A 21,891-nucleotide genomic window follows, 5' to 3' on the forward strand; every position below is an offset into this window, starting at 1 on the left:
GTCGGAGATATTAACCGCAGGATCGGAAAAGAGGATTGCGGTCGCGCGGCTTTTCGACAGCATGGTATACAAGAATCCAAACCTTGGCGGAGCGGTATGAGAATCGGCTGGTACATCAACCGGTTGCGCAGCATGGAGCCGGCTGAGGTGTTGCACCGGCTGGGCGAGCAGCGTCGAAGGATCGCTTCGCGCCGCCGCGACGGCGGCTGGCAGCGTTATGCTTCGCCCCGGTTGCATCCGGTGCTGCGCGGATTGCGCGATGCTGTGCTGGCTGCGACACCGGCACAACGGCAAGCCATAGCGGCGGCGGCGCAAAACACGCTTGGCGGCGAGTTTTCCGCACTTGGGCGGACATGGCCGCGGCGCGATCCCGATCGGCTGTTTCCTCCCGAGCTTTGGCGCCTTGATCCGGTGACCGGCAGGCTTTGGCCGGGTGCCGAGGCCCATACTTTCGATATCGATTTTCGCCATGGCGGCGGCCGCGGCGATGTAAAATACGTGTGGGAGATCAACCGGCTGCAGCGGTTGCCGCCACTGGCCGCCCACCTGCTTCTCGCCGGCGACGACCAGTCCCGGAGGGCCATACAGGCGGCGATCGACAGCTGGCATTCAGCCAACCCGCCGTTTCGGGGGGTTGGCTGGGCCTCCGGCATCGAAGTCGCGCTGCGGGCCATCAGCCTGATTGTCACCATGGACCTCGTCGGCGACCGACTGGGCGCGGCGACACGGCAGCAAGTGGGCGAAATACTGGCGGCAAGCGCCTATTGGCTGCCGCGGTTCCCCTCCCGGTTTTCCTCCGCCAACAATCATCTCGTCGCAGAACTGGCTGGCGAGTATCTGATCGGCCTGGCGTTGGGGGCTGCAGCCGACGCTGCACGCGGCGCCCTCCAGGCTGAGGCGGGCAAGCAGATTCTCGCCGATGGCGCCGGTGCCGAGCAGACCCCGACATACGCGGCCTTCACCGCCGAACTCATCTTGCTGTGCGCCGCTGCGGCACGCCAGGCCGGAACGCCGTTTGCCTCGCCCGTCGAAGCGCGCCTGGCCGCTTTTGCCAATTTCGTCGCCTGGCTGCCACCAGCCGCCGGCTTTGGCGACAATGACGAAGGTCGCGTGCTGACGCTCGGGGACGAGCCGGACTATGTCCGATCCGTCGCCGCCGCCATCCATGGCTTTCTACAGATGCCGGGCAAGGCAGCGGGACCCGACGATTTTCGGGCGCTTGTCTTTGGCACGCCGTTGGAGCCGGCACCGGTGTCGCGTGGGCTGCAAACGTTCACGCAGGGCGGGCTCTCGGTCTGGCGCGGCGAGATGAACGGCCGCAGCATCGATCTGACATTCGACCACGGCCCGCTCGGCTATCTCTCGATAGCGGCTCACGGCCATGCCGACGCGCTGTCGCTCACCTTGTGCATCGATGGCGAGCCGGTGCTGGTCGATCCCGGCACCTGGCTCTACGGTTCGGGAGGCGTCTGGCGCAACTGGTTTCGCTCGACACCGGCGCATAACACGCTGAATATCGAGGGCAAAAGCCAAAGCATCATCGCCGGGATGTTCAACTGGTCGCACAAGGCGATTGCGGAGTTGGTGGAGAGCGAGCCGGGAACGCACTGGAAGCTGCGCGCCCGCCATGACGGGTATAAAAGCCGCTTCGGCGTCGTGCATCAGCGCACCGTGACGCACCGGGCCGACGGCATCGTCGTGAGCGACCAACTGCTCGGCGGCAGGCGTGTGGCCGAGATCGTCTTTCAACTCGCAGCCGGCCTCGGCACTGACCGGGACGAAAATACGGTCACGGTGCAGCGCGGCGATGAGCCGCTGATAGCCATGCGCTTTCCGGACGCTGCGGTCGACATCCGTGCCGGCGGCGACGCACCGGGGCAGGGCGGCTGGGTTTCACCGCGTTTTGGCGTCAGGCAGCCGGCCGAACGCGTCGCCTGGCGTGGCGAAGTGGGCGAAGACGGAATTGAGATACACCTCGCGGCAATCCGCCGGCCGCTATGATAGCGACCGGCGCTGCAGCAGAGCGGCCTCTCCGGTGTTTCGGCCATGTTCGAGATTAATTGCTTTCGAACTTTTAGCGTTTTGTTACGGTTGAACTGCTAGTCTGGCGCAAATCCGGCATGCTTTTGCTTGTTGCAGCCGCAATAGCCATTTGGTTGCCGGCACATGCAGTGGGTTTGGCAAGTTTGTTGCTTCGCAATTCGCCGGACGGCCATTTTACGGCCCAGGAGCCACCGCACCGATGTTTTCTGAATTCGCCGGATTGATTGTGGAAAAGCTTTCGAACGTCGATCTGGTGACGCTCGGCCTCCTGCTTTTCACGGCACTGGGGAGCGCGGTGGTCGCTTACTGGCGGACTGTCGAGCATAAATCCCTCAGGGACTTCTTCGATTTCGCTTTTCCGGCGGAAGTCATCCTGCACCCGTCGGCGCGAGCGGATGTCCTATTTTGGGTCACCAAACGGGCGATAATGCCATTCCTGCTCATCCCTGCCGGCGCCACCTTCGTTGCCGCCGTCGGCTATGGGACGCACCACGCAATCGGCTGGCTGCTTGATATCGAGGCGCCGCTCATCAACGGCCCGGCCGGACCGGTGACGATCGTCATCTTCACCGCAACCATGCTGATCGCCTACGACATTTCGTACTATCTCTACCATGTCGCCCAGCACCACTTCCCGTTCCTGTGGGAATTGCACAAAGTGCATCATTCGGCCGAGGTGATGGTGGGAATCACCAAGGATCGGGTTCATCCGCTGGACGACCTGATGAACCGTATCTGGGATGGCGTCATCCCGGGGATCTGCTTCGGCATCTGGAGCCTGATCGCGCTCGATCCGGTAGAGATCGCCATCTTCGGCACCAACGTCTATGTCATCCGCAACATCCTGATGATGGACTTTGTTCGTCATACCCATTTCAAGATTTCCTTCGGCCCGTTGAACAACGTCATCTTGTGTCCGCACTGGCACCAGGTGCACCACAGCATCGACCCTCGCCACTACGACAAGAATTTTGGCCTGCTGTTTTCGTTCTGGGATCGCCTCTTCGGGACGCAGTTTGTCCCGGATCCGGATGAAGACCTCAAATTTGGCCTGATAGATCGCGATGTGCGCGACTATCAATCGCTCTTTGGGCTTTACGTCCTGCCGCTCAGGAAGATGGGAGGGCATCTTCGCAGACTGTTCCTGAGGCGTCCCGATGCCATCGCACAGGATCGTTCCCCTTCATGAACACCATTGTTTCGATTGACGCCTCGAGCGCAGAGCGCCTGGAAGTTGTCCGTTCGGCGGATCGCCTGGCTGCGATCGAAGCCGATTGGATGAATCTCTGGCATCGCACCGATGGGCTGGTCTTTCAGAGTCATGCCTGGATTTCGGCCTGGTGGAATACCGTAGCTGACCGTGACCAGCGCGCGCTGCGGATCGGCCTGGTCTGGAATGGTGACAAGCTCGTTGCTGTCCTTCCCATGGCGATCGGCAAGCGCAAAGGCCTGCGGTTTCTCGAATGGGCGGCCAACAGTTATACCGATTACGGCGATATTCTTGTTGCTCCGGAATGCTCGTTATCGGCCCTGCAGGACGTATGGGCCCGGATCTGTGATGCCGGTGGCTTCGACATTGCCTTTCTCAATCGTCTCTTGCCGGGTGCGGCGGTCCGCAAAATGCTCACTCCGGATACCTCCAGCGGGATCAGGCTTCGCCCCAATCACAGGGAGGAAGTCAGTTATCGCGTCGCCGGACAGTGGGCGAGCGGAGGAGCGTGGTTCGCGGAGCAGTCGAAAAAGACACGGCAGAATTATCGGCGCGGCGTCAAGACGTTGGAAGAAGCCGGCGAAATGAAATTTCGCCTGCTTGCGCCAGACGAGCCACTGCAGCCGGTACTCGACCGGCTCTCTGCCCTGAAGCGCAGATGGCTGGTCGAGCGCAAGCGTGAATCGCAACTTTTCGAAGAGGGAGCGCCGGTACTGGCCGCACTTGTTGACGCGCTGGCGCGTGCCGGCGTGCTGCACATTTTCGTACTTGAATGCGATGGCGCAATGGTCGCGGTTTCCATCAACTTCGTCCAGCACCACACCATGATGGCGTTCGTGACCACTTTCGATCCGGATTTCAGCCAGGCGTCGCCGGGCATGATCCTGATGATGGACTACATACAGTGGTCGTTCGATCACGGCTTGAGCACGGTCGATTTCCTGTGCGGCGCAGAGGCGTTCAAGCATAAATTCGCAACGCAGGGCGTTGTCCTGCAATCCGTCCTTGGGACGCGCACGGCGCAAGGCTCGCTCGCTTCCCTTGCCGATCGTATGCGTCAAAGGGTCCGGCACGCACGGGGGCGCGGATTGGCAACGACAGCTTGATTTTCGGCTTTGATCGGCGCCGGAACGCCCTGTCCGACCGGCAATGGCAAGCGGTGCCATATCGCTTCCGGGCCGCCGGCAGCACGAACTGCTCAAAGTGCCGATTGCGTCTGAGCTGGAACGACCCGCCAGATCTTGTTGCCGACATCATCCGCCACCAGCAGGGCGCCGCGCCGGTCTATCGCCACGCCCACGGGACGGCCAAAAGCCTTGTCGTCCTCGCTCAGGAAGCCGGTGAGGATGTCCTGGGGCGGGCCGGAGGGCCTGCCGCCTGAAAACGGCACGAAAATCACCTTGTAGCCGCTGTGCGGCCTGCGGTTCCACGAGCCATGCTGCCCGACGAAAGCGCCATTCCTGTATTGAGGACCGAACAGGTCGCCTGTGTTGAAGGTCAGTCCCAATGAAGCCGTGTGCGCCCCGAGCGCATAGTCCGGCTTGATCGCCTGGGCGACGAGGTCGGGCCGCTGCGGCTTGACGCGATTATCGACGTGCTGGCCAAAATAGCTGTAAGGCCAGCCATAGAAGCCGCCATCCTTCACCGAAGTCATGTAGTCCGGCACCAGATCGCTGCCGATCTCGTCGCGCTCGTTGACGACGACCCAGAGCTCACCGCTTTCCGGGTTCCACGACAGGCCGTTCGGATTGCGCAGGCCGGAGGCGAAGAGACGCGTCTGTCTCGAGGTGAGATCGATCTCCAGCACGGCGGCTCGGTTCTCTTCTTCCTCCAGGCCGTTCTCGCCGACATTGGAATTGGATCCGACCGTCGCATAGAGCTTCGTCCCGTCCTGCGAGGCGGTCACGTCCTTGGTCCAGTGGTGGTTCCTCCCCGCGGGCAGATCGACGATCTTCTCCGCTGGTGCGGTGATCTCGGTCGCACCCTCCTGGTAGGGAAAGGCCACAATTGCATTGGCGTTGGCGACGTAGAGCTTGCCGTTGAGCAGGGTCATGCCGAATGGCGAGAACAGCCCGGTGAGAAAGGCGGTTCTGGTTTCTGCCACCCCGTCGCCGTCCTGATCGCGCAGCAGCGTGATGCGATTGGCGCTATGCGTCCCCGCGCCGGCCTGGCTCTGGAAGAAATTGACGAAGAAGCGCCGTATGCTGAAGCCCTCCTCCGGCCTGCGCGGCGCATTGCTCTCGGCCACCAGCACGTCGCCGTTTGGCAACACATACAGCCAGCGCGGATGGTCGAGCCCGCGGGCATATTCGTTGACTGCAAATCCCTGGGCCGCTGTCGGCTTGGTGCCCTGCGGCCATGGCATGGCCTTGGCGACATGGACGGTCGGCAGCCAGGTCGGATTGGGCTCCGGCAGGGTCGGGTTGGGGCCATAGGTCTCCGCGATCGGAACGGTCGCTTGTTCGCGCGACAGGAAGAAGATCGCTCCTGCGGCGATTACGAGAACAATGATCAGCATGAGAAGGGCGGTAGCCAAGTTTTTCACCAGAACCTCGAAAAACGTCGAAAGGACGCAAACGCGCTTATCGCGTTGCGGTTGCCGACGCAGCGGCCGATCGGGAGAAGTAGGCCGCAAGCGCGCGGACGTCGTCGTCCGTCAGACCCTTCGCGGCATTTGCCATGAGATGGCCGAAGCGCGTTCCGCCACGCTTTCCCGCCCTGAACAACCCAAGCTGCGTCTCGATGTAGGGCGCCGGCTGGCCGGCGATCGAGGGATAGAGCGGGCTGCGGTCCTGTCTTCCGTGACAGCCGAGACAGGCGGGCACATTGGCCTGCCTGACGCCGCTCTCGGCAATTTCCTTGCCGCGCCGGACAAGTGCTGGATCGCCGCCGCCGCCGGGGTGCATCGCCGGCAGGGCAGCGAAATGCTTGGCCAGGTCCGGCCAGAGTTGAGGCCCTGCCGCAATGGCGGGCAGGCTCATCAACCCGCTTGCCCGGCCTTCCTCGGCATAGGCACGCAGGCTTTCAAGCAGATACGCCTCGCTCTGCCCGGCCAGAACGGGTATCGCAGGACCGCGTCCAAAACCGTCCTCGCCGTGGCAGCGGGCGCAATCCGCCAGCGCTTGCGGCAGGGTTCCGGCAGCGTCTGCAGGAGGCGCAGGCCTTTCGCCATAGGCGAGATCACGATAGCTGGCTTCGTCCATCGACGGCAGTTCGCGCAGCAAGGCGACCATCGCCCAGACCTCGTCGTCGCGTTCCTGCGTCGGCCAGGCCGGCATGCCGGTGAAACGCACGCCGTGCTTGACGATACGAAAAAGCTCCGCGTCCGACCATTCGCCGACGGCCCCGGCAAGGTCAGGCGGCTGCGGCAGCATTCTCATGACGACAGGAGATCGCGGCTCGCCCGGCGCGCCGTGACAGATGGCGCAGCCGCGTGCGAAATGCCCGGCAGCCGGCTGAATCGCATGGCGCGGCAGAGCCTCTGGAACGTCGACCGCCAGGGCATAGGTGCGCACAGCCGATCGCATGGCGAAATGGAGGAACCATTCCGTGATCTTCCAGTGGCCGCTCGAGGCACCGACATTGAAAAAGCCGATCCAGGCCGCCAGCACCACGACGAAGGGCAGAATGGCAAGCGCTATGGCGAGCTTCTTCCAGCTGATATGCATCAGACCGTCTTCCGCGGTGGTGTGGCGAGGATGCGCGCGAAAAGCGTCACGCCGCCGGCCAGGTAGACAGCGGCGCCGACCAGAAGCATGATGACGCCGCCAAGTTCCTGATCCTGCTGGGCGGAAAGCGCGATGCCGAAGCAGCTTGTCTCGCCGGTCCCATAAAGCGGCCGCGGGGTCAGCGCCAGCAGCGCGCCGAGCAAGGTCATGTGGATGGACGTCAGAAGCAGGGCGAAGGCGCCGGCGGCATAGCCTGTGGTGTCCGAGCCGCGGCGCGGCAGGCAGGCCAGCCACAGGAACAGCCCGGCGGCAAGGAACGTGACCTGCTCGACAGCGGTGACAAACAGCGAGCTTTGCGCCAGAGCCCGCAAGGCCGGTGCGTGCCAGGACCAGACGACGATGAGTTCGACGAGGGAGGCGGGGAGGGCGAGGGTGAACGCCCGGCTCGCACCTGGTGTCGGGCCGAGCGGGACCCCAATCGCCATCAGCGGCGCGGCGATCGCCACCACTCCCATATGCGCCAGCATGTGCGCCGAAAACGAATCCCGCAAGCCATCGAGCAGCGGCCCGAGCCAGACCAGGGCAAGGACGAGGATGCCGAGGATGAGGCAGGCGCGTCTCACCGGATACACTCCGTCAGGAACAATGCAGGCATCGCGGTGAAGATCACGGCGATGAAGCTGAGACCCGAGAGCAGCAGCGTCGCAAAGCCCTGGAACAGGGTCCGGTCGCGTCTCGTCGGATCGTCGTGCGGCGGATCGTCTGTGCCGAAGCCCCATTGCCGCCAGGCGAGCCATGCTGACAGCGCGATCAGCGAGAGGGCGATCACGGTGGCGGCGGCGATGCCGGCGCGCACAGCGCTGAAACTCAGCCCGACAAGCTCGGGCTTGGCGCAATAGATCGCCGCGCCGATGTAGCAAACAAGGAAATGCGCAGCCCACACCACCGGCGCAGTGAACAGCGTCCACAGTGTCTCGATCTGTTTTGGGACAAGCCACATCGGCGCCTCACATCGCAGCCGGAAAGAGGCCGATGATGGCGAAGGTGGTGACGGCGGCAATCAGCAGGAAATGCCAGTAGAGCACCACATTGCCTAGATCCAGGTCATGCTTCGGCGTCAGTCGGCCGGCCAGCGAGCGGGCCAGGCAATAGGCCTGCATGACTGTGCCGAGCGCTGCATGGGCGAGCACCCAGATCACCAGGATCCAGACGATTGCGGGATAGACGTGGCGCGTCGGGTCCATGCCTGGAGACAATGGCGCGGCCAGGCCTGTGGCGGACGCGGCAACGGTCGTTAGCAGGGACAGCACCAGCAAGCCGCGCATAGTGGCCGTAGCGCCGCGCCTGTTGACCGTGCGTGCCGCCACCATCAGGCCCCACGCCGCAGCGAACAGGCTGGCAGCCACCAGCGACCAGACCGCATCGGGCCCGGCAATCCCCGCGGTGAAGTCGGAATGGATCGTCCAGTAGAAGAAATAGCCGAAGACGAGGCTGGCGAACGCGGTGCCATCGCCCACCATGGTGATGAACATCGCCCACCAGCCGACCGAATCGGAGCCGGAGGCATAAAGCGGCAGGCTGAGGCCCAGGCCGACATCCTTTTCCGGCTTCTCGGGGATTTCGCCAGTGCCCGTCCAGAGCCAGTAGATGATGGCCCAAAAGCAGATGAATGCGGCCAGAGCCGTCGCGATCCACCAGTGGAAGGTAAGCGCGATGAAGGCGCCTCCGAGCGAAAGAGCCGAGACGATGGTGACATGGGAGGTGCCGCCGACGCGCAGCACCTGGACGGGTTCGGCGTCGAGCACGGTGGTGACCAGTCCCTCGCGCCATCCCTCTTCCGCGTCGGGCAGATAATAGCGGCCTTCATTGACTTTGCGGGCAAGGTCCTTCTGGTCCCACAAGGGGTAGCGGCTGCGCACGATGGGTATCGAGCGGACGCCCCAGTTCTCCTCCGGCTCGGAAATCCATTCCAGCGTGCCGGCATTCCACGGGTTGAATTCGCCGCGCGGCTGCCGGTGCTTTGGCCTGAGCACGTCGAAGACGACCACCAGCACGCCCGCGGCGAAAATGAAGGCTCCGGCCGTCGAGATCAGGTTCAGCCAGTTCCAGCCGATTTCGGCCGGATAGGTGAAGACGCGGCGGGGCATGCCGCGCAAGCCGCTCAGATGCATGGGGAAAAAGGCGATGTTGAAGCCGCAGAACATCAGCCAGAAGGCGAGCCGCCCCAACCGGTCTGAGAGCTTCTTCGCGTCGATCAGCGGGTAATAGTAATAGAGCCCGGCCACGACCGGGAAAAGCATGCCGCCGATCAGCACATAATGGAGATGCGCAACGACAAAATACGTGTCGTGGGCCTGCCAGTCGAAGGGTGCGAGCGCCACCATGACGCCCGTCAGGCCACCAATGACGAAGATGACCAGCCCTCCGGTGCCGAACAGCATCGGGGTCGAGAAGATCACCCGGCCGGCCAGCATGGTGGCGATGAAGACGAAGATCTGCACGCCCGTCGGGATCGCCACCGCCTCGGAGGCCGCCGAGAAGAAGGCCAGCGAGATCTGCGGCAGGCCTGTGGCAAACATATGGTGCACCCACAGGCCGAAGGAAAGGAACCCTGTCCCCACTGCCGCGAGCACGATCCAGGAGTAACCGACGATCGGACGCTGGGAAAAAGTCGGCACGATCATGGCCATCAGCGCGATCGCCGGCAGGAAGATGATGTAGACTTCCGGATGGCCGAATATCCAGAACAGATGCTGCCACAGCAGCGGGTCGCCGCCGCGCGCTGCGTCGAAGAACGGCCAATCGAACATCCGTTCCATCTCGAACAGGAGGTCGCCGGCGATCAGCGGGGGGAAGGCGAACAGGATCATTCCGGCAACGATCAGCAGGTACCAGGCGAAGAGCGGCATCAGGTTGATGCGCATGCCCGGCGCGCGGCATTTCATGATGCCGACGATGAGCTCGACGGCGGCCGCGATCGAGGCGACTTCGATGAAGGAAAGGCCGAGCAGCCAGATGTCGGCGCCAATGCCGGAGAACTCCTTGTCGGTGGCGAGCGGCGGATACATGAACCAGCCTGCCGACGGCGCCGCATTGAAGAAGATCGAGCCGCAGACGAAGATACCGCCGAGCAAAAAGCTCCAAAAACTGAAGGCTCCGAGGCGCGGAAACGGCATTTCGCGGGCGCCCAGCATCGGCGGCAGCAGGAAGATCGCGACCGCCTCGAAGATCGGCACCGCGAACAGGAACATCATCACCGTGCCGTGCAGGGTGAAAGCCTGGTTGAATAAGTCGGCCGAGAGGAGGTCGTTGTCGGGCACGGCGAGCTGCAGCCGCACCAGGAGCGCGAGCACGCCGGCAAACAGCATGAAGGCGAAGGCCGCCGAGCCGTACCAGAGGCCGATCTGGTAATTGTTCACCGAGGTCCAGTAGCGCCAGCCGGTTGGATTGGCCCAGACGGCGCGCAGCCGCTGTTCCTGCGCCTTGTATTCTTCCGGCGAACGCTCCTTGACAGCAGCGCTCATCGCAGGCCCCTCAGCCAGGCGGCTATGGCGCGAATGTCGCCCGGCGGCAACATGTCGAAGGCCGGCATCCCGGAACCAGGCTTGATCAGGTCGGGCCGGGCGATGAAGCGGGTGACGGCGTCTTCGGTGTTGGGCAGGATTCCGGCTGCGACGGTGGCGCGAGAACCGATATGCGAAAGGTCCGGGCCGATCAGGCCGCGCGCATCGGAGCCCGCGACGAAATGGCAGGACCCGCAGCCATGGCGCAGGAACAGCGCGCCGCCGCTTGCGCCGGCCCCTTCCGCGGGAATTGCCTGGGCGGCAAGCCAGGACCGGAAGGCTTCGGGCGCCATGGCGACGGCCGAGAGCGCCATCAGCGCGTGAGACGTGCCGCAATATTCCGCGCACGGGCCGCGGAATATACCAGCTTTGGTGGCCATGATCGAAAGCCTGTTGGTGCGGCCGGGGATCATGTCCATCTTGCCGCCGAGCGGTGGGATCCAGAAGGAATGGATCACATCGGCGCTTTTCACGGTCAATTCGACCCGCTCGCCGACCGGCAGCCTGATCTCGTTGGCGGAAGTGACCGGCGGTCCCTGAGGAGGGTGATAGACAACTTCCCACCAGAACTGCCTGCCGGTGACTTCGATCCGCAGGGCGGCGGGGCTCGCCTGGGCGAAGGGCCGAAGGCCAGGCATCAGCCACAGCGCATAGGCGAGCAGCGCACAAAGCGTGACCGAGGGGAAGACTACGCCGCCCCAAAGGATGATGCTGCTGGCAGATTTTTCGGCCAGCCTGCGGCGATTGACCAGGGCTGCATGAATAAGCAGGCCGACCACGCCCAGCCAGATGACGGCGCCGCTGCTTAGCATGACCCAAAACAGCATTTCTATCTGCTGCGCTTCCGCTCCCGCGGGCTCAAGTGCCGACTGAGTGCTCGACTGGGCGCCGGCAGAGCCGCTCGCGAGCAACAATGACGCAGCTGACAGGCTGAAATATCGACCCATTTGCAACCCCTCCGCGGTAAACCGGCGAGAGGGGAGGAAGGTTCCGGGCAACTGAGCTTTCCAACTGGTGGAATGAACGTGTCGGTCGAGTCCGAATGTAGGTTCCAGTCGGCGGTTTTGCGTGTCGGCGGTTTTGCGCGCGCGAGTCCTGAGATGCGCACCGGGATTTGCGATGAACGCGTCGATGGCTTTCTGCAACAAGACGCGGGCCTCGCGTGTCAAACCTTTGGGCCGGAAGTGGCCGGAGCTCGTGGCGCCGCAGAGGCTACGGATTCTTCACAGCAGTCCTTTTTGGTTCGGTCACCAGAAATCCTTGTGGTCGGTTACGATCTCTTCTTCGAGTTCAGGGAATGGGCCACGGATTGCTACATGGCGCCGTCCGGCGGCGAACACTTGGTGACAACTCAGATCGAGGGTCAGATTCTCCGAATTGTCTCCGGTCAGCTCGGCCAGCCGCCTTTCGCTGAGTCCGTAGACCACGGTGCCGATGCCAGCCCAGTAACAGGCCCCGGCGCACATGCAGCACGGCTCGACCGAGGTCACCAGAGTGCATCGCTCGAGAAAGGTCGGGTCGTATTGCTGCGCGGCCGCGCGGGCCACGTTTGCCTCTGCGTGGCCAACGCCGCGATCCCGGGCGTAGGTGTTGCCCGACGAAAGCAGCACGTCGCCTTCCGGCCCGACCAGGAGCGCCCCAAAAGGATGATTGCCACTCGCCCGGCTCTCGGCGGCGATCTCCACGGCGAGACGTAGATATTCGGTATCGCTCTTCATGGCCGCCTCCTTGGGGTGCCCGTTCGTAACTGTACGCGTAAAGAGCTCTTGGACAATTTTCAACGAGTGACGAAACAATTGCGCTCGATCGCCGTTTGCGCGTCATGGCGGGTATTTTGGGCGGGTGATTTGGGCGGGTGTTGGACTGCCCAGAGGAGGCGACGATGAGCGCAACCGGCTTGGAAGTTTTTGACAAAACCCTGCAGACGACAAACATCTGGCTGGACGAGATCATGGCCGATCACGGGCCCGACAGGCGCGTGGCCTGGCATATGCTGGGAGCCGTTCTACGCACCTTGCGGGATTGGCTGCAGATCGAACTGGCTGCCAATTTGGGGGCTGAACTGCCGCTTCTTGTGCGCGGAGCCTACTATGATCGGTATCGGCCGCGTGATCTGCCGACGAGCAGCCGTTCGTTGGAGGATTTTTTGCAGCGGGTGGCCGAGGAGATGAAATCCACTCGACCGGTGAATCCCGAGGATGCGACGAGATCCGTGTTCAAGGTACTCGCCAGGCATGTCGACCTCGGCCAGTCGGCCAAGGTGCGGGACGCGTTGCCGAAGCAGATCCGGGCGCTTTGGCCCGAAAGTGTTGGAGTCTAGCAGCAAGACCAAAGTCGGGCCTGCCGATGCGGTTCTCAACTGCCTCCGCCCGGGCGATCGTTTTCCTCGCGATACAGTCGCTCGGTGGCCCGATCGCTTTCTCTGCGCTCTGCAGGCCCACGGCGTCGCCACGTAAGGAGTGCGTAGGCGAGCACGATTGCCAGCAGTAGCGGGCCGCCAGCAACGACGATCAACCACATGCTGTTCTCGAACATGGAACATCTCCTTTCCCTCGTTTCGTTACCGAGCAGGAGCGAAACCGTTGCTCCCGGTGCAGGATTGGACACCGCAGTGCAACTCTCTTCGCCGAATGGCCAGTGATTCGCCATTCAACTGCTGAACGCGGGCAACTGCTGAACGCGGGCAACTGCTGAACGCGGGCGGTTTATTCCCTCAGAAAGGCAACTTGTACCCAGCGGGCTGTTGCGCTCGGCAAGCGCTGGTGGAAGAATGGACTTCCCTCGGAAACGTTCCATTGTGCGAGCCATTCGCTGGCTGACTTCCAGGCGTTCACGATATCTGTCTGGACCCCTAACATCCGGTCGCGGACGCACTACGTGTAATAGGGAACCACAAAGGCTTTCCGACAGTTGAGTGAAGAGGCGACAGCAACCAGACCGGCCGGGGCGAGGAATACCATGCGCGAGAACCACTCCGACGTCTTCGATCTGTTTTCGGAGATTTACACCAATGCGGCGCAGGAGGAGATAAGCATCCAGCAATATCTCCTTGCCTGCCGCGAGGATAAATCGATGTATGCTTCGGCGCCCGAGCGGATGGTCGAGGCGATCGGCGAGCCCACCCTGATCGACACCAGCATGGATGAGCGGCTCGGCCGCATTTTCTCGAACAGGACAATCAAGGTCTATCCCACCTTCGCCGAGTTCTATGGCATGGAGGACACGATCGAGCGCATAGCCGGCTATTTCCGCTATGCCTCTCAGGGGCTCGAGGAGCGCAAGCAGATTCTCTATCTGCTTGGCCCTGTCGGCGGCGGCAAGTCCTCGCTCGCCGAACGGCTGAAGAAGCTGATGGAGGAGCGTCCGATCTATACGCTGAAGGTCGGCGGCCAGATCAGTCCGGTTTTCGAATCGCCGCTCGGGCTTTTCAATCCTGACCGCATGGGCGACCTTTTGGAGGACAAATACGGCATCGCGCGGCGCCGGCTGAACGGTCTTATTTCGCCATGGGCGGCCAAGCGCCTCGACGAACTGTCCGGCGACATCTCCAAGTTCAGCGTCGTTAAGCTGATGCCTTCGCGGCTACGCCAGATCGGCATCTCCAAGACCGAGCCAGGCGATGAGAACAACCAGGACGTTTCGGCCCTGGTCGGCAAGGTCGACATAAGACAGCTCGAGCATTTCAGCCAATCCGATCCGGACGCCTATTCCTACAGCGGCGGCCTGAACCGGACCACGCAGGGGCTGCTCGAGTTCGTCGAGATGTTCAAAGCGCCGATCAAGGTCCTGCATCCGTTGCTGACCGCTACCCAGGAAGGCAGCTACAACGGTACGGAAAACTTCGGATCTTTCCCGTATCAGGGCATCGTCGTAGCCCACTCCAACGAATCGGAATGGCTGCAGTTCAAGAACAACAAGAACAACGAGGCATTCCTCGACCGTATCCTGGTGGTCAAGGTGCCGTATTGCCTGCGGGTCACCGAAGAAAGGCAGATCTACGAAAAGCTGCTGCGCGAAAGCGAATTGGCCTCCAGTTCCTGTGCACCGGAGGTTCTCGACATTCTCAGCCGGTTCACCGTCTCGACCCGTCTGGCCGAGCATGACAATTCGCCGCTCTACACCAAGATGCGCGTGTATGACGGCGAGAACCTCAAGGACATAGATCCCAAGGCGAAGTCGGTTCAGGAATACCGCGATGCCGCCGGGGTCGATGAAGGCATGACCGGCGTCAGCACGCGCTTTGCCTTCAAGATCCTGTCGCAGACCTTCAACTACGACACCAAGGAAGTGGCCGCCGATCCCGTGCACCTGATGTACATTCTGGAGGAGGCGATCAAGCGCGAGCAGTTCCCCAAGGAAACGGAAGCCGCCTATCTCGACTTCATAAAGTCGGAACTGGCCACGCGCTATGCCGAGTTCATCGGCCATGAAATTCAGAAGGCCTATCTGGAGTCCTACAGCGAATACGGCCAAAACCTGTTCGACCGCTACATCGCCTATGCCGATGCCTGGATCGAGGACCAGGACTACAAAGACCCCGATACCGGCCAGATCCTCAATCGCGAGGTGCTGGACAACGAACTGTCGCAAGTCGAAAAGCCGGCCGGCATTGCCAACCCCAAGGACTTCCGCAACGAGGTCGTGAAGTTCACGTTGCGCGCAAGGGCGAGGAACCATGGCCGCAACCCGTCGTGGACGAGCTATGAAAAGCTGCGCGAAGTCATCGAGAAGCGGATGTTCGGCCAGGTCGAGGATCTGCTCCCGGTGATCAGCTTCGGCTCCAAGCAGGACAGCGTAACGGAGAAGCGGCATACCGAGTTCGTGCATCGGATGGTCGGACGCGGTTACACCGAACGCCAGGTCCGCCGGCTGGTGGACTGGTACATGCGGGTGAACAAGGCGGGCTGAGTCCGGCCGGGATGGTTCCATGCCGATCTTTGTCGATCGCCGACTGAACCCAAAGGACAAGAGCCTCGGCAACCGCCAGCGCTTCCTGAAGCGTGCGCGCGAAGAGCTGAAGCGAAGCATCCGGGATCGGATCCGTACCGGCAAGATCGCCGATGTCGACAGCGAGCACACCGTTTCGATGCCGGCGAGGGGCACAGCAGAGCCGAGCTTCAGCGATGCCAAGGACAGCGGCCGGCGACAGCACATCCTGCCGGGCAACAAGCATTTCGCCCCTGGCGACCGGGTTCCCAAGCCCGGCCAGGGCGGCGGCGGCTCGTCTCCCGGCAAAACGGTCTCGGAGGACGATTTTCGTTTCGTGCTCTCGCGCGAGGAGGTGCTCGACCTCTTTTTCGAGGATCTCGAACTTCCCGACATGGTCAAGCTCAACCTCAAGGAGATACTATCCTTCAAACCGCGCCGCGCCGGGTTCGCTGCGACCGGTTCGCCCACCAACATCAATGTCGGGCGCACGATGCGAAACAGCCATGGTCGCCGGATTGCGCTAAGGCGCCCCAAGCAGGAGGAACTCGATGCGATTGCGGAGCAACTCGCAATCCTGGAGGCCGAGCCGCAGAGCGCGGCGCCGGCACGCCAGCGCATTGCAGCGTTGCGGGAGGAGCTTGAGCGACTTGAGCGCCGCCGCAAGCGGATCGCCTATGTCGATCCCGTCGACATCCGCTTCAACCGTTTCGACGCCCAGCCCGTGCCGAATGCCAATGCGGTCATGTTCTGTCTCATGGACGTATCCGGCTCGATGGGCGAACGCGAGAAGGATCTGGCCAAGCGCTTCTTCGTGCTGCTGCACCTGTTCCTGAAACGGCGCTACGACCGCACCGAAATCGTCTTCATCCGCCATACGCACGAGGCGCAGGAGGTGGACGAGGAAACCTTCTTCTACAATACGCAAAGCGGCGGCACGGTTGTTTCCACGGCACTCGAGGAAATGCACCGCATCATCGCGCAACGCTATCCCAGCAACGAGTGGAACATCTATGCCGCCCAAGCGTCGGACGGCGACAATTTCGTCACCGATTCCGAGCGCTGCATCGGCTTGATGGACGGCCAGGTCATGCGCCTGTGCCAGTATTTCGCCTATGTCGAGATCATCGACGAACGTGAGAGCCATATTTTCGGCACCACCGACAATGGGACCTCGCTCTGGCGCGCCTACAGCGTTGTCAACCAGCGATGGCCGAATTTCCAGATGAGCCGTATCGCCAACGCAGCCGACATCTATCCGGTCTTTCGCCAGCTCTTTGCCAGGCAGCCGGTCCTGCAGAAAAGCGCTTGAGGGGAGCCGATGGCGAACCAGACCAGCACGTCGGGCCAGACCAGCAAGTCGGGCCAAACCAGCAAATCAGGCCCAACCAGCAAACCAGGCCAAACCAGCAGATCAGGTTTGCTCTTTTCGGGGTCCGACTGGGATTTCAAGACACTGTCGCGCGCCTACGACGCGATCGAGGCGATCGCGATCGAAGAGCTTCACCTCGACATCTATCCGGTGCAGATGGAGATCATCTCGTCCCAGCAGATGCTCGACGCCTATTCCTCGGTCGGCATGCCGCTGATGTATCGCCACTGGTCCTTCGGCAAGCATTTCCTTTACCAGGAATTGCTCTATCGCAAAGGCGGGCGGGGGCTCGCCTATGAGCTGGTGATCAATTCCAATCCTTGCATCGTCTACCTGATGGAGGAAAACACAATGGCCCTGCAGGCCCTGGTGACAGCTCATGCAGCGCTTGGCCATAATCATTTTTTCAAGAACAATCATCTGTTCCGGCAATGGACGGACGCCAGCGCGATCCTGAGCTATCTGGACTTTGCCAAGGGTTACATTGCCCGTTGCGAGGAGCGGCACGGCGTTGCCGCGGTGGAGGCGATCCTCGATGCGGCCCACGCGCTGATGGAACAGGGGGTCTTCAGATATCGCCGGCCGCCGAAGCTGTCGTCGGAGCGGCAGCGTGTAGGCGTTCGTGAGCGCCTGGAGTACGAAGAGCGTTCTTACAACGATCTGTGGCGCACGCTGCCGCCTTCGAAGGGCGGAGACAATGTTGGGGCAAAGGATTCCAACATCGCGGAGCGAAAGAAAACGCTCAAGCTGCCCGAGGAGAACCTGCTTTACTTCCTGGAAAAAAACAGCTTGGTCCTGGAGCCCTGGCAGCGTGAAATCGTCAGGATCGTCCGCGTCGTCGCGCAATACTTTTATCCGCAGCGGCAAACACAGGTGATGAACGAAGGCTGCGCCACCTTCGTGCACTACACGCTGATGAACATGCTGTTCGATCGTGGCCTGATCAGCGAAGGCGCGATGCTGGAAATCCTGCGCAACCATTCGAACGTGATCTTTCAGCCAGGCTTCGACGACCCGCGGTTTTCCGGTATCAATCCTTATGCGTTGGGCCTCGACATGATGCAGGACATCCAGCGCATAGCGACCGAGCCGACCGCCGAGGATCGTGACTGGTTCCCCGATATCGCCGGCAACGGCAATTGGCGCGAAACCCTGCTCGACGCGTGGGCGAACCATCGCGACGAATCTTTCATCCGCCAGTATCTGAGCCCCGCCCTGATGCGGAAATGGCGGTTCTTTGTCCTCGCCGACGCCGCCAGCGAGCCGCATTACGAAGTCGCGTCGATACACAATGAGCGTGGCTACGAAAAGATACGCGCCGGGCTCGCCCAGAGCTACGACATCGGCGCGAGCCGGCCGGATATCCAGGTTGTGGATGTCGATCTGCTCGGCGACCGGCAGTTGCGACTGGAGCACAAGGTGAAGAACGGCATCATGCTGGAGGAGGCCGGTCGCGACGCGACGCTGCGCCATATCCGGACCCTGTGGGGCTATGAGGTCAGCCTGGCGGCGATCGATGCGCAAACCGGCGCGACGCTCAACGAACGTTCGACCAGCCAAATCGGGGAATGACCAAAACCGGAATGGCCGGCGACGGCGTCGTTCTACCGCCGGGTTTTTACTCCTGGGTCCAATGCTCCGGGTCCAATGCCCTGGCCGTCGGACCCGGGAAGGTCGGTTCCGTGGGGATCTCCGGTGGTATATCGGGAGGAATTTCGACGGGCTGCCTTTCGGGGCTGGGAACGGGATCAGGCGAAGGCGGAGGAACGCCCGGAGGCTCACCAGGCGGAGTCTCCGGCGGAGCAGGCGGCCGGGCCGGCTCAGGATTGGGATTATCCGGTATCGGCACGGGATTGTTCGGGTCTGGATCAGGATCGGTCATCGGAGACTCCCCGAAGCTTGCTTCACATCTCCTCGGCGCCAATGTGTTTCCACTCAACAGCTCCGGCGCCAATGAATGGCTCGTTCTCGCTGTCGACCCCGGCCTAGACGTGGGTCGTTCACAGCGGCATGTGTCTCCTTCCGTTTCCTCGGAGGAGGATCATCCAGGGTGACAACCATCGCGCCGAACGATGGTTCCATGGCTTGGCGGTGGGGCTCAATGCCGGCGGCGTTGAATAATGGAGCGGCGGCTCCACCTTCGTCGCCTTTACCGTGTCGGCGAGCACGCTATGTACGCCGCGTATTGCCAAGACGGTTCAGGGAGGAACAGCATGCGCGCGTTCATGATTGTCACCCTTCTTCTGGTCGCAATCGCAATGGCGCTGTCGCTCGCACACGCGTTGGAGTTGCCCGGCAAGTTGCGCCTCAAGGAGGCCACCTACAAATCTGTGCAGGAGATCTACTATCCCGGCTTCACGATCGGCGGGTTTGCCGAGATCGGCGGCATCATTGCACTCGCCATCCTGCTTTACCTCACGCCCTATCCAGGCGGTCGATTCTGGTGGACTTTGGCGGCCCTTGTCTTCCTGGTGGCGGAACATGCGACCTATTGGCTGGTAACACATCCCGTCAACAATTTCTGGGTGCAGGACGTCGCAGTGTCGAAACCAGCCGCGACGTTTTTTTCAATGCTCCGCCGGAAGCAAAGCGGCGACTGGAAAGACTTGCGCGATGTTTGGGAAGCCTCGCACGTCGCCAGGGCAGGCCTGGCGATGCTGAGCCTGATCTCGATTGCTGTCGCCGCGACATTTTATGCTGGGAGTGAATAGCGCGTGGGATGCGCAGCGACGCTACTTGTTCGTCCGCATCTTTTGCCTTGGATTGATCCCGCCAAGGGCGTTCGTGTCGTTCTCGACGTCGCCTTCAATGGTGTTTTCGCCTTCGAGCAAGAGTTCGTCGCCTTCCTTGATCGTGCCCTTGGAGCTGCCGATGCCGGGATTGTTCCTCAGATCGGCATCGCTCGGCTTTTTCCACTTTGGATGTTTGGTTCCGCTCATGGCACAGCTCCTTCGAAAAGGGTCCTGTTCTAGAAAAAGGGTCCTGTCCTAGAAACAGCACGGCGCGATGAATGTTCCGCCCGAAACTCACCTTGACGCGGCCTTGTCAGAGAGGCGTCTAAACCCCGAACGGATAGGTGTCGGGAACGCCGGTTCCGACATGCTCCGGCCCAAGCGGCGTCACCGCGACGGTTTCGTCAAACCAGACGAACGCGTCAAACTGCTGGGCAAGAGAGGCATTCGCGTAATGGCTGCGCAGTTCGGTTTCCGGCCGATAGATCACGCCGATGAAGCGCTCCAGCCGACGCTCCAGAAGCCGCTCGCGCAACGTATCGTCGCGCTTGATGTCGAGCAGGAAACGCGAGACGCCGCTATCATGGCAAAGCCGCTCGTAGCTATCGCTATGGGAAGGCCGCACCCGCTTGATCTCCATCTCGCTGTCCCAGTCGGAGGCCGCGGCGACTGTCCCGGAATGCGTGCTGAGCCCGATCAAGGCTGCCTCGTCGCCGAAGCGCTGGCGGCAGAACTGGCCGATGTTCACTTCGTCCCTGACAATCCCCATTTCGGTGTAGCGGGCATCGCCGATATGGGAATTATGCGCCCACACGACTGCCTTGGCGTTGGGGCCGCGAGCTTCCAGCAGATGCTCGAGCGTCTCGAACATATGGGTATCGCGTAAATTCCAGGACTGCGCGCCGCGATAGTACATGATCCGGTAGTATCGTTCCGCGGAAGCGATCAGCCGGGCATTCTGGGTGGCATCCATGAAATCGGCGCCGTCCTGCTGGGCATAGTCGAGTTGCCTGGCAAGCAGTTCGCGGCATTGTTCGAGCACGGCCTGCTCGCATTTCTCGTAGCCGGAGGTGAGCGCGACACGGCCGTAGGTGGATGGTTCATGCTGCCAAGGCGTCAGGCAGCCATAGCGTTCACGCGCGATCTTTGCTGCCTGCGGATCGACCCGGTCGAGGTATTGCAGAACCGCGGCGATCGATCCGCTCATATTGTAGATGTCGAGGCCATAGAACCCGGCTAGCCGGGACGATAGCCTGATGCGCTCGTTGTGATGTCGCATCCAGTCGACGAACGCCGCAACGTCGGTGTTGCGCCACATCCAGGTGGGAAACCGCTGGAACGGCGGATCGGCGTTGGCGCGTGGCGGCCGATGGCGGAGGTAGCGGTCGATCGCCGCTGCATCAGGCCAGTCGGCCTCGACAGCGACAATGGTGAAGCCGTGCTTCTCGATGAGCCTGCGGGTGATCGCGGCGCGGGCCCGGTAGAACTCCGACGTGCCGTGGCTCGCTTCACCGAGCAGGACGACGCGCCGGTCGCCAAACCGATCGAACAATTCGCCGAACGCCGGATCGTCGAAATCCGGCAGCGGTTCGGCCGCCGCCGCGATCATCTCCGGCAGGCTGCGCGTGCGTGCGCGTCCGGACGGGCGATCATTCGCGATACGGTTGCCGTTCTCGGGCCAGCCCTGCTCGCCAATGAGCGGGACAAACCGCACGCCGCCGAAATCCTCCTCGCTGTAAGTTGCAGCGCCGGTTCGGGTGACCTTGAGAAGGCGCTGATCATGCGGATCGTCGCCGACCGGGATGACGAGCCTGCCACCGACGTCGAGCTGTTCCTGAAGCGCGAGCGGCGCACCGGGTCCGCCGGCGGCGACCAGAATGGCGTCGAAGGGCGCTGCGTCGGGCCAGCCTTTGGTGCCATCGCCGGTGCGGACTTCGATATTGTCGTAGCCAAGCTCTTGGAACCGCTGTCTCGCCGTTTCGGCCAACCCGGCGTGGCGCTCGATCGTGTAGACGCGTTCGACGATCCGGCTCATCACGGCAGCCGCGTAGCCCGAACCGGTGCCAACCTCGAGGACATGGTCGCCCGTTCCGATTTCCGCCATCTCGATCATCAAGGCGACGATGTAGGGCTGCGATATCGTCTGACCCTCAGCGATCGGCAACGGCCCGTCCTCGTAGGCGAATTCTTCAAAGCCGGGAGCGACGAAAGCCTCGCGCGGAACCTCGCGCATCGCTTCCAGCACTTCGCGGTCATGGATGCCACGGCGGCTGAGATGGATTTCGACCATTCGGTTGCGTGCGTGGGAAAGATCGAGCATCTTTTTGCTCCTCTTGCGAGCAGACTGCCCCCGATTGTCCCCTAATCGTGCCCGACG

Annotated in this window: 18 protein-coding genes; 8 read left to right on the forward strand and 10 right to left on the reverse strand. The window is 62.1% G+C overall.

The features are described from left to right. Positions 1-96: 96 nt before the first annotated feature. The 3 genes from AC0L3O_RS02335 to AC0L3O_RS02345 all read left to right on the forward strand — a co-directional run bounded on the left by AC0L3O_RS02335 (position 97) and on the right by AC0L3O_RS02345 (position 4,359). A complete protein-coding gene (locus tag AC0L3O_RS02335) occupies positions 97-2,001 on the forward strand; it encodes a heparinase II/III family protein (protein ID WP_287238713.1) in 1,905 nt (634 codons plus the stop codon). 241 nt (positions 2,002-2,242) lie between these two features. Continuing rightward, a complete protein-coding gene (locus AC0L3O_RS02340; RefSeq protein ID WP_287342133.1) occupies positions 2,243-3,232 on the forward strand; it encodes a sterol desaturase family protein in 990 nt (329 codons plus the stop codon). Beyond that, positions 3,229-4,359 (forward strand): GNAT family N-acetyltransferase, encoded by a 1,131-nt coding sequence (locus AC0L3O_RS02345; RefSeq protein ID WP_287342134.1) that lies wholly within the window; start codon positions 3,229-3,231, stop codon positions 4,357-4,359. Before AC0L3O_RS02340 ends, AC0L3O_RS02345 begins: the two co-directional genes overlap by 4 nt. 92 nt (positions 4,360-4,451) lie before the next feature. On the opposite strand, the gene AC0L3O_RS02350 is transcribed toward AC0L3O_RS02345, so the two are convergent. The 7 genes from AC0L3O_RS02350 to AC0L3O_RS02380 all read right to left on the reverse strand — a co-directional run bounded on the left by AC0L3O_RS02350 (position 4,452) and on the right by AC0L3O_RS02380 (position 12,202). After that, on the reverse strand, positions 4,452-5,771 hold the full coding sequence (locus tag AC0L3O_RS02350) for a PQQ-dependent sugar dehydrogenase (protein WP_473614737.1): 1,320 nt from the start codon (positions 5,769-5,771) through the stop codon (positions 4,452-4,454). Positions 5,772-5,835: 64 nt separating this feature from the next. After that, a complete protein-coding gene (locus AC0L3O_RS02355; RefSeq protein ID WP_287171166.1) occupies positions 5,836-6,921 on the reverse strand; it encodes a c-type cytochrome in 1,086 nt (361 codons plus the stop codon). Continuing rightward, positions 6,921-7,544, reverse strand: coding sequence for a cytochrome c oxidase assembly protein (locus tag AC0L3O_RS02360; RefSeq protein WP_023797787.1), 624 nt, complete (start codon positions 7,542-7,544; stop codon positions 6,921-6,923). Before AC0L3O_RS02360 ends, AC0L3O_RS02355 begins: the two co-directional genes overlap by 1 nt. Continuing rightward, positions 7,541-7,921, reverse strand: coding sequence for a hypothetical protein (locus AC0L3O_RS02365; protein ID WP_128166553.1), 381 nt, complete (start codon positions 7,919-7,921; stop codon positions 7,541-7,543). The genes AC0L3O_RS02360 and AC0L3O_RS02365 overlap by 4 nt, the downstream gene beginning before the upstream one ends. A 7-nt stretch (positions 7,922-7,928) precedes the next feature. After that, a complete protein-coding gene (ctaD, locus tag AC0L3O_RS02370) occupies positions 7,929-10,445 on the reverse strand; it encodes a cytochrome c oxidase subunit I (RefSeq protein WP_473614661.1) in 2,517 nt (838 codons plus the stop codon). Further along, positions 10,442-11,431: a cytochrome c oxidase subunit II gene (gene coxB, locus AC0L3O_RS02375; protein ID WP_473614662.1), complete on the reverse strand. Its 990-nt coding sequence runs from the start codon at positions 11,429-11,431 to the stop codon at positions 10,442-10,444. Before coxB ends, ctaD begins: the two co-directional genes overlap by 4 nt. Positions 11,432-11,731: 300 nt before the next feature. Then, positions 11,732-12,202, reverse strand: coding sequence for a nucleoside deaminase (locus AC0L3O_RS02380; protein ID WP_473614664.1), 471 nt, complete (start codon positions 12,200-12,202; stop codon positions 11,732-11,734). Between the two features lie 164 nt (positions 12,203-12,366). On the opposite strand from AC0L3O_RS02380, the gene AC0L3O_RS02385 reads away from it, so the two are divergent. Then, positions 12,367-12,804, forward strand: coding sequence for a DUF2267 domain-containing protein (locus AC0L3O_RS02385; protein ID WP_091596603.1), 438 nt, complete (start codon positions 12,367-12,369; stop codon positions 12,802-12,804). A 35-nt stretch (positions 12,805-12,839) separates the two neighbouring features. Here AC0L3O_RS02385 and AC0L3O_RS02390 read toward each other — a convergent pair whose 3' ends face one another. Continuing rightward, positions 12,840-13,019 carry a hypothetical protein gene (locus tag AC0L3O_RS02390; RefSeq protein WP_023797793.1) on the reverse strand — a complete coding sequence of 60 codons (180 nt, stop codon included), beginning with the start codon at positions 13,017-13,019 and terminating at the stop codon, positions 12,840-12,842. A gap of 423 nt (positions 13,020-13,442) precedes the next feature. Between AC0L3O_RS02390 and AC0L3O_RS02395 the strand changes: the two genes are divergently transcribed. From AC0L3O_RS02395 to AC0L3O_RS02410, 4 genes are all read left to right on the forward strand, one after another. Beyond that, positions 13,443-15,392, forward strand: coding sequence for a PrkA family serine protein kinase (locus AC0L3O_RS02395; RefSeq protein ID WP_023797794.1), 1,950 nt, complete (start codon positions 13,443-13,445; stop codon positions 15,390-15,392). A gap of 19 nt (positions 15,393-15,411) precedes the next feature. Continuing rightward, on the forward strand, positions 15,412-16,722 hold the full coding sequence (locus tag AC0L3O_RS02400) for a YeaH/YhbH family protein (protein WP_023797795.1): 1,311 nt from the start codon (positions 15,412-15,414) through the stop codon (positions 16,720-16,722). A gap of 9 nt (positions 16,723-16,731) precedes the next feature. Further along, complete coding sequence (locus AC0L3O_RS02405) at positions 16,732-18,354, forward strand: SpoVR family protein (RefSeq protein WP_128166565.1); 1,623 nt, start codon at positions 16,732-16,734, stop codon at positions 18,352-18,354. A gap of 548 nt (positions 18,355-18,902) precedes the next feature. After that, on the forward strand, positions 18,903-19,493 hold the full coding sequence (locus AC0L3O_RS02410) for a DUF1772 domain-containing protein (RefSeq protein WP_287062108.1): 591 nt from the start codon (positions 18,903-18,905) through the stop codon (positions 19,491-19,493). Between the two features lie 21 nt (positions 19,494-19,514). On the opposite strand, the gene AC0L3O_RS02415 is transcribed toward AC0L3O_RS02410, so the two are convergent. Both AC0L3O_RS02415 and AC0L3O_RS02420 read right to left on the reverse strand, forming a co-directional pair. After that, positions 19,515-19,721: a hypothetical protein gene (locus AC0L3O_RS02415; RefSeq protein ID WP_023797798.1), complete on the reverse strand. Its 207-nt coding sequence runs from the start codon at positions 19,719-19,721 to the stop codon at positions 19,515-19,517. Between the two features lie 118 nt (positions 19,722-19,839). After that, complete coding sequence (locus AC0L3O_RS02420; RefSeq protein WP_473614665.1) at positions 19,840-21,834, reverse strand: protein-L-isoaspartate(D-aspartate) O-methyltransferase; 1,995 nt, start codon at positions 21,832-21,834, stop codon at positions 19,840-19,842. Between the last annotated feature and the right edge of the window lie 57 nt (positions 21,835-21,891).

The organism is Mesorhizobium sp. WSM4810 (assembly GCF_055811235.1).